Consider the following 16,490-nt stretch of genomic DNA (forward strand, 5'->3'; position numbering starts at 1 on the left):
CGCTCCTGTGACGCCCGAAGGCGGCGGGGCGTTCGCCGGAGGGCGGCTCCTGTGCCGCGTCCGCGAAGCGGCGCCGCCTGCTCGCGGGCGGGCGGCACGCCGGCCACATCATCTCCCGGGCGTCGCGGCGAGCCGGACGGGACTTCGCGGACAAGTCCTGCGGGATACGACGCCGCCTGCCCGAGGGCGTGCCTCGCGCCAGACGCTCGCGGCCTGGTCCGGCGTCACCAAGCCACCTGCCGGGCGTGGCGAGCCAGACGGGACTTGGGGCGCACGTCCTAAACGGCGGCGTCCCCTCCCCTGACCCCGATCACGACCTGGGCGTACAGCTCCTCGGAGACCGCCAGGCGGGTCGTCAGACCGGCCCGGGTGAAGGCCTCCACGGCCGCCGGGGCCTGCCGTTCGCTCGTCTCGACCAGTACGCAGCCGCCGGGCGCCAGCCAGTGCGGGGCCCCGGCGGCGACCCGGCGGGCGAGGTCGAGGCCGTCGGTGCCGCCGTCGAGGGCGGTCAGCGGCTCGTGGTCGCGGGCTTCCGCGGGCAGCAGGCCGACCTCGCCGGTGGGGACGTACGGCACGTTGGCGGCGAGGATGTCCACGCGGCCGCGCAGCGCGGTGGGCAGCGCTTCGAACAGGTCGCCCTCGTACACCCGCCCGCCCGGACCGGCGAGGTTGCGGCGGGCGCAGCGCACCGCGGCCGGGTCGATGTCGGCGGCGTGCAGTTCGACGGCGCCGAGCGCGTCCGCCAGGGCGGCGCCGACCGCGCCGGAGCCGCAGCACAGGTCGACGACGACACGCGCGTCCGGCGCCTGCGCGAGGGCCTGTTCGACAAGGAACTCGGTGCGGCGGCGGGGGACGAAGACGCCGGGTTCGACGGTGACGCGCAGACCGCGGAACCCGGCCCAGCCGAGGACGAGTTCGAGGGGCAGCCCGGCGACCCGGCGGTCCACCAGGGCGGCGAGTTCGTCCGGGGTGCGGGCGGCGCCGAGGATCAGTTCGGCCTCGTCCTCGGCGAACACACAGCCCGCGGCGCGCAGCGCGGCGACGACGGAGGAACGGGAGGAGGGTGTGGGAGAGACAGGTGAAAAGGGCATGTACCCAGAGCCTTTCGGGAGCCGAAGGGTGCCCTCGCGGTCAGCCGGACCGGCGATCCGCGCCGTGGTGAGGTGAGGACACCCGAGCCGTCACAGCGGTAATGGGTCTCACCTCCCAGGCTTCGCGCGGCCGGGTACGTCCACGGCCGGACCGTCACCCTATCCCAACCTCCGCCGCTCAGACGCCGACCGCCTCCTCGGCTTCCTCCTCCGCCTCCCGCCCGGCGCGGGACCGCTGGGCGTCGACGGCGGCCCGGCGGGTGCCGCCGCGCTCGTACGCGCCGGCGATCGCGGTCAGGGCGAGGCCCGCCAGCAGCCAGGCGACGAGGGTCCACACGCTGCGGCCGAGTCCGTCACCGTCGAAGTACAGGACGCTGCGGGCGCCCTCGACGAATCCCGCGCCGTTCCAGAAGGCGTGCAGGGTGCCGAAGAAGCCGTTCTGCAGCTCGGGCCGGAACAAACCGCCGGAGCTGGTGAAGTTGAGCATCACGAACAGCACCATCATGGCGAGCGTGGTCCAGCGCTTGAGGAAGGTGTGCAGGCCGACGCCGGTCAGCAGGATGCCCGCCGAGTACAGCCAGGCCAGCCCCCAGACCCCGGCGAGGTCGTGGTGGGCGAGGTGGAAGACGGGACCGGCGAGCAGGGCGCCGATGCCGCTGACCACGACGGAGACGCCGAGCGTCAGCAGGGCCCGCAGCGGCATCGGCAGGGTGCCGCCGGCGCCGCCGAGCACGGCGACCGAGGCGTAGGAGCCGATGCTCACGGCGATCATCAGGAAGAACAGGCCCTGTCCGGTGGGGTCGTCGTCGACCGGGGTCGCCACGTCGGTCACCTTCAGCGGGAGGCCCCGCTCCGCGGCGACGGGTGTGAAGACCTTCTCGACCGCCATGGCTCCCATGTCGGAGGCGGCGGTGGCGACGAGGACCTCGGGTGTCCTGGCGCTCGGCACGTAGGCGCCGGTGATGTCACGGGACTTCAGCAGGTCGACGGCCCGCTCGCGGTCCGGCACGGTGCGTACGTCGAGGGCGTCGCCCGCCTCGTGCTCGACGGACCGGGCGAACGTCTTCACCTGAGCGCCGGTGCCGACGACGGCGATGGGCAGATGGTTCGGTTCGGGGGTCACGAACGCCCCCATGTACGCCAGTCCCATGCCCACGCACATCAGCAGCGGCGTGATCAGGTGCGTGAGCACATGGCGCAGCGCGGGTGACCGCATGCTCCGGCCCTCCAATTGGTTGGCATATACAACTCTCATTTCAAGTTGTACTATACAACTAGAAGCGTGAGGGAGGTCCCGTGACAGCAGCCGAGGCCGTGGAGGCCATTCAGCGCGAGATGACGGTCTTCGCCCGCCGCGCCCGCGCCTCGGCGGGGCGGCTGCACCCGGAGCTGTCGCTCGTGTCGTACACCCTGCTCGGTCATCTGGAGGAGCGCGGCGGCCGCCGCGCCACCGACCTGGCCGCGCACTACGCCCTCGACAAGTCGACCGTCAGCCGTCAGGTGGCCGCGCTGGAGCGGGCCGGGCTGATCGAACGGCGGCTCGACCCGGACGACCACCGGGTCCAGGTGCTGCATCTGACCGACACCGGCCGGCAGCTCCTCGCCCAGGTCACCGAGAGCCGCCGGGCGGCGTTCCGGGAGCGGCTGGCGGACTGGCCGGAGGAGGATCTGGAGCGGTTCGCCGCGTATCTGATCCGGTACAACGCCTGGACACCGCCGGACGACGGCGACAACGGCGAAGACGGCTGAGACTCCGAGGGCTCCCGGCCCGGGACTACCGCGCGGCCGGTGCCGCCACCACGCGCTCCGGCACCCGCGCCGACAGGAACGCCGTCGTGCGGCGCAGCCGGAAGCCCAGGGACTCGTACAGGCGGATGGCCCCGGTGTTGTCCGCGCCGGTGTGCAGGAACGGGGTCTCGCCGCGTTCCCGGATGCCGTGGGCGACGGCGAGGATCAGCCGGGTCGCCAGGCCCTCGCCGCGTACGACGGGGTCGGTGCACACCGCGCTGATCTCGGTCCAGCCGGGCGGCCGCAGCCGCTCCCCGGCCATGGCGACCAGTACGCCGTCGCGCCGGATGCCCAGGTAGTCGCCGAGTTCTATGGTGCGGGGCAGGAAGGGGCCGGGCCGGGTGCGGGCGACCAGGTCGAGCATCTCCGGTACGTCGGCGGGGCCGAGTGGGACCGCCTCCGGGTCCGGTGCGGCGGCGAGCCCGGCGTCCACGTACTGCACGCCCGGCATCCGGAAGGTGATCTCCCAGTCGTCCGGCACCGGCCCCCGGTACCCGAGCAGCGGCACCTCGCCGCCGGGGCCCGCCAGCGCCGCCAGGTCCGCCCAGTCGCGGGCGTCGGGCTCGTCGGGCAGGGCCAGCCAGGGAGTGACGTCGACGGGGTAGCGCAGGATCCGGCCGTGCCGCTCGGCGAAATGGGCGTGCGGGCCCGTGAGCGCGGCACGCGCGGGGTGGTCGAGGACATGCCCTCCGGTCGCTTCCTGCATCACTCCTGCTCCCTCTCGCCGCCACCGGCGGGGACTCGCCGCCGCCACCGGCGCTCTCCGGTACCACCAGAGATCAAGAGGGCGCGACCTGCGGGTATTCCCGGGCGCCAGGACGTTCACACGCCTGTCACGATCGACCCCGGGCGTCGGGGCGGGGCCCGGAGGCACGTACCGTTGAACCATGAACGTCACCCGAGGCTTCACCGGACGCCCGCGCGTCCACCGTCCCGGCCTGCCGCCGGGGCAGTACGACGCGGGCGACGACTGGCCCGTCCTGTCCGCCGAGGTCACCCCGGACCTGGCCCCCGCCGACTGGACCTTCCGTGTCGACGGCCTGGTCGAGGAGCCCCGCACCTGGAGCTGGGAGCAGGCGCACGCGCTGCCCGGTTCGGCGTACGAGGGCGACATCCACTGCGTGACGAGCTGGTCGAAGTTCGGAGTGCGGTTCGGCGGTGTGTCGCTGGACACGTTCCTGGGCGCCGTACGGCCCCTCGCCTCCGCCACGCACGCGGTCGCCTACTCCCACACCGGGTACACCACCAACCTGCCGCTGGCCGACCTGACCGGCGGGCGGGCGTGGATCGCGTTCACCTACGACGGGCGGCCGCTCGCCCCCGAGCACGGCGGCCCGGCGCGGCTGCTGGTGCCGCACCTGTACTTCTGGAAGAGCGCCAAGTGGATCGCCGGCCTGCGGATCCTCGACCACGACGAGCCCGGCTTCTGGGAGCAGAACGGCTATCACGCGCGGGGCAACCCGTGGGAGGAGCAGCGGTACTCCGGTGACTGACACCTTCACTCCCCCGAGCCGGTTCGCCATCCCGGGCCGGATCGCCGTGACCCACCAGGGCGCGAACGTCTGGCAGACCGCCACCCTCATCGAGATCCGCCGGGAGACCCCGCGCGCCGCCACCTTCCGGTTCGCGGTGCCCGCCTGGGTGGGCCACGTGCCCGGCCAGCACCTGCAGCTGCGGCTGACCGCCGGGGACGGCTACACCGCCCAGCGCCACTACTCGCTGGCGTCCGCGCCCGACGGCTCCGGGCACATCGAGCTGACCCTGGACCATGTCGAGGGCGGTGAGGTCTCCGGCTGGTTCCACAACGAGGCCCGGCCCGGCGACCGGGTCGAGGTGCGCGGCCCGGTCAGCGGCTTCTTCGCCTGGCCCGGCGACCGGCCCGCGCTGCTGATCGGCGCCGGCTCCGGCGTCGTGCCGCTGATGTCGATGGTCCGGCACCACCGGGCGCTCGGCCTCGACGTGCCCCTGCGGCTGCTGGTGTCCGCGCGCAGCCCCGAGGAGCTGATCTACGCGCGGGAGTACGGCGCCGAGACCACGCCGGTGTTCACCCGGAGCGCTCCGGACGGCTCGCCGGTGGGCCGGATGACGGCCGCGCACCTGGCGCCGGTCCTGGCCGAGCGGCCCGCGGGCGGCTGGGAGGCGTACATCTGCGGCTCCAACGCCTTCGCCGAGCACGCGTCCCGGCTGCTGGTGGAAGCCGGGCAGCCGGTGGACCGCATCCGCATCGAACGCTTCGGCTGAGCCCGGCCGGAACCGCCCGGCCGCGATCGCCCGCCCGTACTCGGCGTGAAGGACCCCCGTCGGACGGGGTACGAGACGCATGTGGGTACTCGCACGCGGACGCGGCGAGGAGGCGGAGATGCGAACCCGGGTGCGCGGCTGGCGATGGCGGTGCAGTCCGCTGCGACGCCGGTCGGACGTGGTGGAGGCGTGGACGGTGCTCGTCATGACCGTCCTGCTGGTGCTGGGCGCGCCGCTGGCCGGCGTGGCCGCCGGCTGGTGGGCGCACCAGGACGCGCGGTCGACGGCGGCCGAGCAGCGCGCGGACCGGCAGCGGGTGCGGGCCGAGGTGGTCGGCCGCGTCGCCGACACGGTGCCCGCCGTGCAGGGCGGCCGGGAGTACGCGTACCGCGTGAGCGTCCGCTGGACCGACCCCGAGCAGGGCGTCCGGACGGCCGTCGCCCGGGTCCCGGTGGGCACCGAGCGGGGCGACACCGTCGACGTGTGGCTGGACGAGCGCGGCCGCAGCGTGGCCCCGCCGCCGGACGGCACCGCGATCTGGCAGCACACCCTCGCCATGGGCATCTGTGCCGCGGGCGGCGCGGTCGGGGTGGTCGTCCTCGGCCACCTGCTGGTCCGCCACACGGCGATGCGGCACCGGCTGGCCGAGTGGGATCGGGACTGGGCGCGCACCGAGCCGGAGTGGACCCGCCGGTGGGCGTGACCGGCCGGCGCAGGGCGACTCGCGCCGCTTCGTGCGGGCGAAAGTTTTCGGACCTGGCGATCGATCATGGCGCCGCCTTACGGTGTGATCACCACCCGGCCCTCTCCCCAAAGGCGGTCCTCCATGGCCTTGTTCGACCTCCCGCTCGACGAGCTGCGCGCGTACCGCAGTGACGCGAACGAGCCAGAGGACTTCGACGCCTTCTGGTCCAAGACGCTCCAGGAGGCCCGCGAGCACGACCTGGACGCCCGGTTCGAGCCGGTCGACACCGGCCTGTCGACCGTGCGGGTCCACGACGTGACGTTCGCCGGGTTCGGCGGCCACCCGGTGAAGGGATGGCTGATCCTGCCCGCCGGGGCGCGGGAACCGCTGCCGCTGGTGGTGGAGTTCGTCGGCTACGGCGGCGGGCGCGGCCTGCCCCACGAGCATCTGCTGTGGGCGTCCACCGGCCGGGCGCACTTCGTGATGGACACCCGCGGCCAGGGCAGCGCCTGGGGCGGCGGGGGCGGCACCGCCGACCCGGTGGGCGGTGCCCCTGCCTACCCCGGCTTCATGACCCGGGGTATCGACGCACCGGAGAACTACTACTACCGCCGGGTGTTCACGGACGCCGTACGGGCCGTCGAGGCGGCCCGCTCGCACCCGCTGACCGACGCCTCGCGGACCGTCGCGGTCGGCGCCAGCCAGGGCGGCGGCATCACGCTCGCGGTGGGCGGCCTGGTGCCGGACCTGGTGGCGATCGCGCCGGACGTGCCGTTCCTGTGCGACTTCCCGCGCGCGACGACGGTGACGGACCGCCACCCGTACCGGGAGATCGGCCTCTACCTGAAGACGCACCGCGGCCGCACCGAGGACGCCCTGCGCACCCTGTCCTACTTCGACGGTGTCCACTTCGCCGCCCGCGGCCGGGCGCCCGCGCTGTTCTCGGCGGCGCTGGAGGACCAGACCTGCCCGCCCTCGACCGTGTTCGCGGCGTTCAACGCCTGGGCGCACGACGAGAAGGCGATCGAGGTGTACGACTTCAACGACCACGAGGGCGGCGGCCCTTACCAGGAGCAGGCCAGGCTGCGCTGGCTGCGCTCGTACGCCTGATCTCGCGGGTGAACGCTTCCCTCCAGTCCGACCAGTCGGTACGTTCATTCGGCGCCCGGTGCGCAGCAGCGCGCCGGGTACTCGACGGACGACGGAGGATGCATGTCCGAGCGCGAGCCGGAAGTCCACGGCCACTGCGACAGCCGCTTCTCGGCAGTACGAACGGCGTTCGAGGAGAACTTCCGCGACCGCGGCGAGCTGGGTGCCGCGGTCGCCGTCACGGTCGGCGGGGTGACCGTCGTGGACCTGTGGGGCGGCTGGGCCGACCCGGCCCGCACCCGCCCCTGGGAGCGCGACACGCTGGTCAACGTCTGGTCCACCACCAAGGGACCGGTCGCCCTGTGCGCGCACGTCCTGACCGACCGGGGCCTGCTCGACCTGGACGCGCCGGTCGCCACGTACTGGCCGGAGTTCGCCGCGGCCGGCAAGGAGAAGGTGCTCGTCCGGCATCTCCTGTCGCACCGCGCCGGGCTGAGCGGCCCGCGCGAGCCGCACTCCTTCGCGGACCTGTGCGACTGGGAGCTGACCACGGCCCGGCTCGCGGCGACGGAGCCGTGGTGGGAGCCGGGCACCCGCTCCGGGTACCACGCGCTGACCTACGGCCATCTGGTGGGCGAGGTGGTGCGCCGGGTGTCCGGTCTGCGGCCGGGCGCCTTCCTGGAGCGGGAGGTCACGGGGCCGCTCGGCGCCGACTTCACCATCGGGCTGCCGGAGCGGGAGGCCGGGCGCGCCGCGACCCTGGTGCACGCGCCTGCCGTCCGGAACAGTGAACAGGCGGCGGCGTTCAGCCAGTTGACGCCCGCCGCGCTGGCCGCGCTGACCAACCCGGCGGTGGGTGCGAAGGAGGCCAACACGCCCGCGTGGCGGGCCGCCGAGATACCCGCCGCGAACGGTCACGGCACCGCCCGCGCGGTCGCCGCCCTCTACGGCGTACTGGCCGGCCGGGGCACGTACGGCGGCCACCGTGTGCTGTCCGCCGAGGCGGCCGAGCGGGTGCGCGAAGGGCAGGGCGCCTGCCGGGACCTGGTGCTCGGTGCCGGGTTCGACGGGGAGACGGAGGCCGGGCTCGGCCTGTGGCTGAGCGGGCCGCACGGCTCGTACGGGCCCAACCCGCGGGCCTTCGGCCATGACGGCTTCGGCGGTTCCTGCGGGCTGGCGGACCCGGAGGCGGGAGTGTCGCTGGGCTATGTGATGAACCGCATGGGCCCGCGCATCGCGGACGACCCGCGGAAGATGGCGCTGGTGGAGGCCGTGTACAGCGCTCTGTGAGACACCGGGAGGGGCGGCCCGCGCGGTGCGGTTTCGGCCGAACCGCCGGGTTGCCCTTCCCTGGTGGTTTAGACCAATGCTAATTGTGGTGGCGCAATGAGCCCGCACGGCTACGGCACGTCACCAACAGGAGGGCGCGGCATGGCCCGCACCACCCCGCACGACCGTCCCCGGACCGCCGACCGGACGACCGACCGGCCCGCCGACCGGCCCGCCCACCGCGCCGACGATCCGCCGCTGTACTGGCGGATCGCCCTGGAGCTGCTGGGCGAACTGCGCGACGGCAGCATCCCGCCCGGCGAACGGCTGCCCGGGGAACGGCACTTGGCCGACCACTACGGGGTCAGCCGGGAGACCGTACGGCAGGCGCTGGAGGTGCTGCGCCGCGACGGCCTGGTCGCCACCGACCGGCGCGGCAGCCACGCCGCCCTGCCCGGTCCGCCGGTCGAGCACCTGTCCTCGCTCGCCTTCCCCGTCGGCGCCCGGCGCCCCGCCGACCCGCGCGCCGTCGACCGGGCCACCGTCGCCTGGGAGACGCCGCCGCCGGAACACGCCGAGGCGCTGGGGCTCGCCCCGCACCGGCCGACGCTGGTGCACCGCTACGAGGCCGCCGGAGCCGACGGCCGGAGCCGGCGCACGGCGATGACCTCCTTCTCGGCGGTGGTCCTCGCCGAGGTCGAGGAGCTGGCCCGCTACCGCGACCGCGCCGACGGCACCTCCTCGGCGCAGCTGCGCCGCGCCTACGACTGGATGCGCCGGGCCGGTCTGGCGCTGCACCACCGCGACACCATCACCCGCATCCCGGACGCGCCATCGGTCCGGGTGACCCGGCTCGTACAGGACCAGTACGCACGGCCGTTGGAGATCACCGACCTCGTCGTGGACGCCCAACAGGAGGCGCTGGTCTACGAATTCACTCTCCCGGCGGCGGTCTGACCCCCCACGCCGAACGCTACGGGAGCCGCCGGGCCGCCACCGTCCGGACCCGTGGGCTCCCGTCCCGCCGGTGCCCGAACTCCGGCAGGGCGTACAGCTCCACGGCGAACCCGGCGCGGGCCAGCTCCCGCCGGACCTCGCCGAGCGCGAAGGTGCGGTAGTACATGACGAACGGCGGCCGCCACACGGCGTTGCGGACCCGCATCGCCACGTCGAAGCCCAGCAGCGCCCAGTACGCGCGCGAGGCCGGGCGGGGCGGGGCGACGACCGGGAAGACGAAACGGCCGCCCGGCCGCAGCACGGAACGCACCTGCGCGAACAGGCCCGGCAGCTCGGCCGGCAGGAAGTGCCCGAACGCCCCGAAGCTGACGACGACGTCGAACGCGGGCCCGAAGGGCAGCGCACGGGCGTCCGCCCGCACCCAGGAGAGCGCCGGCCCGCCCGCCGAGGGCCGGACCCGCCGACGGGCCACGTCGAGCATGCCCGCGCTGAAATCCACCCCGACGACACCGCGCTCGCAGACCCGCGCCAGTGTCCCGACGCCCGCACCGGTGCCGCAGCACAGGTCGAGCCCGGTCCCGAAGGGTCCCATCCGGCGCAGCGCCGTGCCGACGGCGTCCAGCACGGAGTCCGGGGTGCGGAACGGGGTGTGGTCGAACTTCGGCGCGAGCAGGTCGTAGCCGCGCTCGACCGACGACAGCGCCTGGACGGCGAGTTCGCGGAGGCTGGGACCTTCGGGGCTGAACATCCACACCAGCTTACGCGGTCACGAGCATCGGGACCGATCCATGTGCTAGGGTGGCCTCAGCACTTGTGTACGCCCCGTCGTGGGCGCCGGTGTCGTTTCTTTCTCTTTCTTCTCTCTCACCTCGCGGTACGGCTCACGAGCCACGATTTTCGGTTTCCCCGCCGAGGTGTCTCCGCCGCCCCAGGGCGCCTTCCGTCCGGCCCTGCCCTCCATGCGGCCTCTCCCCCTCGTCTGCTTCTTCCGCAGTCCTCGAAAGGACCCGTCCCATGACCACCACCTTGGAACACCCTCCGCTCCAGCAGTCCTCCCCCGCGTCCCAGGCCGTCAGCGGGATCCTGGACATCGACGCGGGCGGGAAGGGGCACCTGCGCGCGGCGCACTTCCTGCCGTCGCCCGCCGATCCCCACGTCCCCGCCGCGCTGATCCGCCGTCACGGGCTGCGCAAGGGCGACCTCGTCGAGGGCGTGAGCGGCGCGCGGCGCACGCTGGCCGGCGTCGAGCGGATCGACGGCCGTACGCCCGAACAGGCGCGCGGCCGACGGCAGTTCCGCGACCTCACCCCGCTGCACCCCGTACGGCGGCTGCGCCTGGAGCATCCGGCCGCCGGGCTCACCGGCCGGGTCGCCGACCTCATCACGCCGGTCGGCAAGGGCCAGCGCGGGCTGATCGTGGCCCCGCCCAAGACCGGCAAGACGGTCCTGCTCCAGCAGTTCGCCGCCGCGATCGCCGGCAACCACCCCGAGTGCCGTCTCATGGTCGTCCTGCTCGACGAGCGCCCCGAGGAAGTCACCGACATGCGGCGCTCGGTGCGGGGCGAGGTGTACGCCTCGACCTTCGACCGGACGCCGGCGCAGCACATCGCACTGGCCGAACTCGTCGTCGAGCGGGCCAAGCGGCACGTCGAGCGGGGCGAGGACGTGGTGGTCCTGCTCGACTCGCTGACCCGGCTGTGCCGGGCCCACAACAACGCGGCGGCCTCCGGCGGCCGCACGCTCAGCGGCGGTGTCGACGCGGGGGCGCTGCTCGGCCCCAAGCGGTTCTTCGGCGCCGCGCGCCGGGCCGAGGAGGGCGGTTCGCTCACCATCCTCGCGACAGCGCTGGTGGAGACCGGGTCACGGGCCGACGAGTACTTCTTCGAGGAGCTGAAGAGCACCGGCAACATGGAGCTCCGGCTCAGCCGCGAGCTCGCCTCCCGCCGGGTGTTCCCGGCCGTCGACATCACCGCGTCCGGCACCCGCCGCGAGGAACTGCTGCTCTCCCCCGCCGAGTCCGCCGCCGTGCGCGGGCTGCGCCGCGCCCTGCGGTCCCGGGACCCGGAGGCCGACCTGCAGACGCTGCTCCAGCGGATGCGCGAGACCCCGGACAACGCGACGTTCCTGCGGCGGATCCAGCCGACGCTGCCGTCGGGCTAGCGCGTACGGCATCCGGGTGCACGCGTGCGGTGTACGGCGCGGGCAGCGTTGTGGACGCGGGGCACCTTTCTAGGTTGATCGTATGACGATCGGATTCTCATCCCGGATGGCTGTGTCGGCCTGCGGGGCGTGTCTGGCGGGCGCCCTGGCTCTCGCGCCCGTCGCGACGGCCGCCCAGACCCGTACCGACCCCGGCGGGCCGGGCGGGGAGCGGGCGGCGGCGCCGTCCCCGTCGCTGCTGTACCGGTCCGGCACCCACGTCCGGCCGCTCGCCGGAGCGCCCGAGGTCCCGGAGGTCTCCGCGCTGTCCTGGCTGGTGGCCGACGCCGACACCGGCGAGGTGCTGGCCGCGCACGACGCGCACCGCGAGCTGCCGCCCGCGAGCACCCTGAAGACCCTGTTCGCGCTCACCGTGCTGCCGGTGCTGCCCGGCGGCATCCGGCATCGCGTCGAGGCGGAGGAACTGGAGGGCATCGGGGAGGGCAGCAGCCTGGTCGGGATCGCCGAGGGCCGCTCCTACCGGGTGTCCGACCTGTGGCGCGGCGTCTTCCTCAGCTCCGGCAACGACGCCGTGCGGGTGCTGGCCGGGCTCAACGGCGGCTGGCGGACCACCGCGAAGCGGATGCAGGCCAAGGCCCGGGCGCTCGGGGCGCGGGACACGCACGTGGTGTCTCCCGACGGCTACGACGAACCGGGCCAGGTGTCCTCGGCGTACGACCTGGCCGTGTTCGGCCGCGCCGGACTGCGCAACGAGGACTTCGCCCGGTACTGCGGACTGGCGGAGGCCCGCTTCCCGGGCGGCGACGGCCGGCGGTACAGCATCCAGAACACCAACCGGCTGCTGACCGGCGCCGACGGCGTCGAGCCCTACCCGGGACTGATCGGCGTCAAGAACGGCTACACCAGCAACGCGGGCAACACCCTGGTCGCCGCGGCGCGCAGGGGCGAGCGGACCATCGTGGTGTCGGTGATGAACCCGCAGTGGGGCAACGGGCTGGAGGTCTACGAGGAGGCCCGCTGGCTGCTCGACTGGGGGTTCGACGCGACCGGCCGGGTCGATCCGGTCGGCTCGCTGGACGCCCTGCGGGTCCCGCCCAGGCCGGGCCCCGACGCGGTACCGGCGGCGGCACCTCCCGCCCCGGCTACCGCCGGGCCCGGCTGGCCGGAGACCGCGGAGATCGGTCTCGCCGCGGTGCTGGGCGCCGCGTTGGTCGCGCTGGCGCTGCGGCTGGTGTGCGGCCGTGCGGTACCGGAGTGACGGGTCGGCAGCCGGAGCAGCAGGCCGAGGGTGATCCAGGCGTAGGCGTTGCCGCCGAGGAAGCCGTCGACGCCGGACGCGTCGTGGAACCACAGCCACACCACGCTGGTGCACAGCACCGCGTACAGGGCGCCCGCGAGGCGCGCCCGGCCGGCGCGGACCAGCACGGCGAACGACGGAAGCAGCCACACGAGATGGTGCACCCAGGTCACCGGGCTGACCAGACAGGCCGTCAGCCCGGTCAGCGCGAACGCGGCAGGCCAGTCGCCCGCCGCCACCGCCTGCCTGGACCGCCACGCCCACACGCCGAGGACGAGCAGCACGGCCACCGCCCACACGGCGTGGCCGGGCTGGCCGAGGCGGGCGAGGACACCCTGGAGGGACTGGTTGGAGACGTAGTCGAGCCGGCCCACCCGGCCGGTGTCCCACAGCGCCCGCGTCCAGTAGAAGCGGGAGGCCTCCGGCGCGACCCACGCGGCGAACGCCGTCGCGCCGGCGGCCACGCCGGTCGCCAGCGCCGCGGACCGCCCCCGGCGGGCGAGCAGCAGCAGGCCGATGAAGAGCGCGGGCGTCAGTTTGACCGCCGCCGCGAGCCCGATGCCGACGCCCGCGTACCGGCCCCGGCCCGTGGCCAGCAGCCAGGCGTCGCCCAGCACCAGCGCCAGCAGCACCAGGTTGACCTGCCCGAAGCTGACGGTGTCGCGGATCGGTTCGTACAGCGCGAGCGCACAGGCGGCCAGGGCGCAGCCGTACCAGCCGTAGCGCCGCCAGGCGTCGCCCGTCAGCACCCGCAGGGTCACGGCGAGGGCGGCCAGGTCCAGCAGCAGGGCGATCACGATCGCGGTGCCCAGCCCGACGAGAGCCATCGGCAGCATGGCGACGGCCGCGAACGGCGGGTAGGTGAATCCGTACGGCGTCCCCGGCACCCGGTAGTCGTAGAGGGGCTCGCCGTCGTGGATCCAGTGGTGGACCGCGCCGTGGTAGACGCGCAGGTCGAACCAGTCCCGCAGCAGCGGCACGGTCGCGGTGAAGACGGTCACGGCGCCGGCGAGGAGCAGGACGAGCAGCAGCCGGCCGCGGTCGGTGCGGGGAACGTTCATGCCGTGCGTCCCATGACCGGTGCCTGCGCGGCCTGGTGGGCCTGCCACAGCACGACCACGGCGAGGGCGCCGCCGGACACCGCCAGCAGCAGCTGGCCGAGGTCCGCCGGTCCGCCGCTGGGCAGCACGGCGAGGGCGAGCAGACCGGTCACGGCGGCCACCCGGTGGCGTACCGAGGTGGTGGGGGCGGCCGCGGCGATGAGGAACAGGCCCCACAGCGCGTACCAGGGGCGGATCGCCGGTCCGAACGCGGCCACCGCGGCGAGGCTCAGGCCGAGCGCGTACACGGGGCGCGAGCGCAGCCGCACCCAGATGAACAGCAGTGCCGCCGCCGTCAGCGCGAGGCCGAGGACGTGCCAGACGGGGACGGCGAGCGGGGCCAGGTCGCTGCCGAGGCGGTCCAGCAGGGCGGCGGTCGCGCGGCCGAGCAGGCTGGTGAGGGCCCAGTTGTGCGGGGAGACAGGGGTGTCGAGGGCGGCTGTCCAGCCGTAGCCGGTGCCCGCGACGGCCGTCGCGGCGACGGTGGTGGCGGCCGCGGCCCCCGCGGTCGTCAGGACCGCCGGTACGGGACGTCGGCCCGCGCGCGTCCGGAGCAGGACCACAGCGGCCAGCCCCAGCACCGCGGGTGCCTTGACCAGGGCGGCGAGGGTCACGAGGACCGTGCCGAGAACCGGTCGGCGGCCGAGCGCGGCGACCAGGCCGACCCCGAGCAGGCCCAGCATCATCGCGTCGTTGTGGGCACCCGCCACCAGGTGCAGCAGCACCAGCGGGTTGAGCGCGCCGAGCCACAGCGCGGCGGCCGGGTCCGCGCCGCTGTGCCGGGCGAGCCGGGGCAGCGCGGCCGCCATCAGGGCGACGCCGAGCAGGGCGAGGAGCCGCATCCCCATCAGCCCGGCGGGGAGTTCGCCGCGGGTCACCCCTGACAGCGCGGAGGCCACGGCGAGGAACACCGGTCCGTACGGGGCCGCGGTGTGCTGCCAGAGGGGGGCGACCTCGTCGGCCAGCGGACCGCCGAGGGCGGACGGGCCGTGGGTGTAGACGTCGATCCGGGCGTCGACCATCGCGCCCTGCGCGAGGTAGCTGTAGACGTCCCGGCTGAACAGCGGCGGGGCGAGCAGCAGCGGCGCCGCCCAGACGGCGAGGACGAGCAGCAGGGTGCGGGGAGTGGGCGGCTGGGGCCCGCGGACCAGCCGCCCGAGCAGTGCCCAGGCGGCGATCAGCAGGACGACGCCGAAGTAGACCCCGACCAGGCCGAGGGCGGCAGCCGCCGACGCCGGGGAGAGCACGTCGCGGACCGGCAGGGCTCCGGCGGTCTCACCGCCCAGGGCGAGGACGGCGGTGCCGGCCAGTCCCAGAATCTGGCAGCGGCGGAGATCGACGGAGGAAGCCATGGCCAACACTCGGTCAGCGTGTCAACGCGGGGTGGCCGGAAAACGAAGCGGGGCCCTCGGGGCGGCGGCCTGCGTGTGACCGCCGCGTGATCGGTGCCGGTGAGGGCGTCAGAGGAACCGGGAGCTGGACACCGGGCCCGACGACGTCAGGCCTGCCCGGTCGCCCCGCAGCCAGGAGCCCCGGACGGCGGTGACGAACTCGGCGAGCCGTTCGTCCGGGTCGGCGGGTGCCGATCCGTCCCCTTCGTCGGCCGACGGATCGGCCGCCAGGATCTCCGCGGCGATCTCCTCCTCGGGCCGCCCGTCGGGGGCGCCGCGCTCGATGTTCCCGTCCTCGTCCGCCCGCAGCTGCCCCTCCCAGGGGGCCGTCGCCGACTGGTGCAGCAGCGTGACGCTGTCGGCGGTGACGACCGGCGGGTCGGTCCAGTTGCAGGCGTGCTCGTGCAGCACCTGTCCCGGCACCCGCTCGACGAGCCCGCCGAGGATGTCCGGGCCTCCGGGCGCGCCGGCCATCTCGTTCAGGTCGTACGCGACGACGACGGTGTCCTCCCGGCCGGGTGCGAACGGCTCGGCCGGCAGTTCCAGCAGCCGGGCCGCGGCCAGGCCGAGGATCCTGCTGCCGCGGTCCGGCAGCAGGGACACCGACGTGGGGCGCAGCCCGGCGGCGCCGAGGACCGTCCTCAGCCGCAGCAGGCCCCGCAGGCACTGGTCGTGGGAGTCCTGCAGCCAGGCGAACCGCCCGGCCATGCCCGCGTCGAAGCCGTACGGGGACAGCGTGCCGAGCACGGTGCCGCCCATGACGTACTGCCATCCCCGGAGATCGGCCTGGTCCAGCGGGCTCACCGGCTCGGCGCTCGCCGCCCGCTCCAGCATGCCGCGCTGACGGGCCTGCGCGGGCAGCCACATCGGGTCGTCCGGATCGGACAGCAGCACGTGCTGGCGGCGGGCCAGGGCCAGGTCGCCGGCCATGACGGCGTTGTGGACCAGCAGATAGCGGTCCGGCCAGTCGGCGAACTCGTTCTCTCGCGCGAGCAGGACGTCCGCCGCCTCGCGGTGGCGGCCTTCGCGCTCGTACGCCGAGACCAGCTCGCGCAGGACCGCCGCGGAACCCGGAGCCTGGTCCAGTGCCGTGCGCAGGGCCGGTATCGCCAGGTAGGGCACGCCGCGCTCCACGCACGCGTACCCGAAGTCGTAGAGCGCCCGCGGGTTTCCGGGGCGGGCGGCCAGGGCGCCGGCGGCCGTGTGCAGGTCGTCGAAGCCGGCCGCGCCGGCGGCCCGGCCGACGACCAGGGCGACCTCGCCCAGCGGCAGGTCGTCGGTGCCGTGCCGCAACTGGCGCAGGGCTCCGGGGATGTCCCCCTCGTCGAGGGCTTCCCAGGCCTTGAGCAGTTCGGGGGTCTTCGGTCGGCGATTCCTGCGCGAGAACATGAGCCGATCCTCACCGGCGGCCGGGCCCTTCCT

Annotated in this window: 15 protein-coding genes and 1 pseudogene; 9 read left to right on the forward strand and 7 right to left on the reverse strand. The window is 74.6% G+C overall.

All coding sequences use genetic code 11. From position 1 onward, the window contains the following. Nucleotides 1-278 precede the first annotated feature (278 nt). Both AMK31_RS33940 and AMK31_RS33945 read right to left on the reverse strand, forming a co-directional pair. Nucleotides 279-1,091: a putative protein N(5)-glutamine methyltransferase gene (locus tag AMK31_RS33940; RefSeq protein WP_073944582.1), complete on the reverse strand. Its 813-nt coding sequence runs from the start codon at nucleotides 1,089-1,091 to the stop codon at nucleotides 279-281. Between the two features lie 178 nt (nucleotides 1,092-1,269). Then, nucleotides 1,270-2,307, reverse strand: a complete 1,038-nt coding sequence (locus tag AMK31_RS33945; RefSeq protein ID WP_073944583.1) for a hypothetical protein — start codon at nucleotides 2,305-2,307, stop codon at nucleotides 1,270-1,272. A gap of 80 nt (nucleotides 2,308-2,387) precedes the next feature. Here AMK31_RS33945 and AMK31_RS33950 point away from each other — a divergent pair, with 80 nt between their 5' ends. Further along, the gene (locus AMK31_RS33950) at nucleotides 2,388-2,840 is read left to right on the forward strand and encodes a MarR family winged helix-turn-helix transcriptional regulator (RefSeq protein WP_073944584.1); all 453 of its coding nucleotides are present in this window, start codon (nucleotides 2,388-2,390) and stop codon (nucleotides 2,838-2,840) included. Between the two features lie 25 nt (nucleotides 2,841-2,865). On the opposite strand, the gene AMK31_RS33955 is transcribed toward AMK31_RS33950, so the two are convergent. Then, nucleotides 2,866-3,585: a GNAT family N-acetyltransferase gene (locus AMK31_RS33955; protein ID WP_073944585.1), complete on the reverse strand. Its 720-nt coding sequence runs from the start codon at nucleotides 3,583-3,585 to the stop codon at nucleotides 2,866-2,868. 181 nt (nucleotides 3,586-3,766) lie between these two features. Here AMK31_RS33955 and AMK31_RS33960 point away from each other — a divergent pair, with 181 nt between their 5' ends. The 6 genes from AMK31_RS33960 (at nucleotide 3,767) to AMK31_RS33985 (ending at nucleotide 9,120) form a co-directional block, all read left to right on the forward strand. Further along, nucleotides 3,767-4,372 (forward strand): sulfite oxidase-like oxidoreductase, encoded by a 606-nt coding sequence (locus AMK31_RS33960; RefSeq protein WP_073944586.1) that lies wholly within the window; start codon nucleotides 3,767-3,769, stop codon nucleotides 4,370-4,372. Continuing rightward, a complete protein-coding gene (locus tag AMK31_RS33965) occupies nucleotides 4,365-5,120 on the forward strand; it encodes a ferredoxin reductase (protein WP_073944587.1) in 756 nt (251 codons plus the stop codon). The genes AMK31_RS33960 and AMK31_RS33965 overlap by 8 nt, the downstream gene beginning before the upstream one ends. Before the next feature lie 118 nt (nucleotides 5,121-5,238). Further along, on the forward strand, nucleotides 5,239-5,823 hold the full coding sequence (locus tag AMK31_RS40795) for an Rv1733c family protein (RefSeq protein WP_073944691.1): 585 nt from the start codon (nucleotides 5,239-5,241) through the stop codon (nucleotides 5,821-5,823). A 123-nt stretch (nucleotides 5,824-5,946) separates the two neighbouring features. Continuing rightward, entirely contained in the window at nucleotides 5,947-6,915 is a 969-nt protein-coding gene (locus AMK31_RS33975; protein WP_073944588.1) for an acetylxylan esterase, read from the forward strand. Nucleotides 6,916-7,017: 102 nt separating this feature from the next. Next, on the forward strand, nucleotides 7,018-8,184 hold the full coding sequence (locus AMK31_RS33980; protein ID WP_073944589.1) for a serine hydrolase domain-containing protein: 1,167 nt from the start codon (nucleotides 7,018-7,020) through the stop codon (nucleotides 8,182-8,184). A 141-nt stretch (nucleotides 8,185-8,325) separates the two neighbouring features. Continuing rightward, on the forward strand, nucleotides 8,326-9,120 hold the full coding sequence (locus tag AMK31_RS33985; protein ID WP_073944590.1) for a GntR family transcriptional regulator: 795 nt from the start codon (nucleotides 8,326-8,328) through the stop codon (nucleotides 9,118-9,120). A 16-nt stretch (nucleotides 9,121-9,136) separates the two neighbouring features. On the opposite strand, the gene AMK31_RS33990 is transcribed toward AMK31_RS33985, so the two are convergent. Beyond that, nucleotides 9,137-9,868, reverse strand: coding sequence for a class I SAM-dependent methyltransferase (locus tag AMK31_RS33990; protein WP_073944692.1), 732 nt, complete (start codon nucleotides 9,866-9,868; stop codon nucleotides 9,137-9,139). Nucleotides 9,869-10,134: 266 nt separating this feature from the next. Here AMK31_RS33990 and rho point away from each other — a divergent pair, with 266 nt between their 5' ends. Beyond that, on the forward strand, nucleotides 10,135-11,280 hold the full coding sequence (gene rho / locus AMK31_RS33995) for a transcription termination factor Rho (RefSeq protein ID WP_073944591.1): 1,146 nt from the start codon (nucleotides 10,135-10,137) through the stop codon (nucleotides 11,278-11,280). A 106-nt stretch (nucleotides 11,281-11,386) separates the two neighbouring features. After that, a pseudogene (locus tag AMK31_RS34000) lies at nucleotides 11,387-12,196 on the forward strand (D-alanyl-D-alanine carboxypeptidase family protein); the annotation flags it as partial. Between the two features lie 86 nt (nucleotides 12,197-12,282). Here the strand turns inward: AMK31_RS34000 and AMK31_RS41835 are convergent. From AMK31_RS41835 to AMK31_RS34015, 3 genes are all read right to left on the reverse strand, one after another. Then, nucleotides 12,283-13,638 (reverse strand): glycosyltransferase 87 family protein, encoded by a 1,356-nt coding sequence (locus tag AMK31_RS41835; RefSeq protein WP_073944593.1) that lies wholly within the window; start codon nucleotides 13,636-13,638, stop codon nucleotides 12,283-12,285. Next, nucleotides 13,635-15,029 carry a polyprenol phosphomannose-dependent alpha 1,6 mannosyltransferase MptB gene (mptB, locus tag AMK31_RS34010; RefSeq protein WP_073944594.1) on the reverse strand — a complete coding sequence of 465 codons (1,395 nt, stop codon included), beginning with the start codon at nucleotides 15,027-15,029 and terminating at the stop codon, nucleotides 13,635-13,637. The genes AMK31_RS41835 and mptB overlap by 4 nt, the downstream gene beginning before the upstream one ends. A gap of 108 nt (nucleotides 15,030-15,137) precedes the next feature. Continuing rightward, complete coding sequence (locus AMK31_RS34015) at nucleotides 15,138-16,457, reverse strand: tetratricopeptide repeat protein (protein WP_073944595.1); 1,320 nt, start codon at nucleotides 16,455-16,457, stop codon at nucleotides 15,138-15,140. Between the last annotated feature and the right edge of the window lie 33 nt (nucleotides 16,458-16,490).

Origin of the sequence: Streptomyces sp. TSRI0107, assembly GCF_001905845.1 — a bacterium.
In the GTDB taxonomy this organism is placed as follows: Bacteria; Actinomycetota; Actinomycetes; order Streptomycetales; family Streptomycetaceae; genus Streptomyces.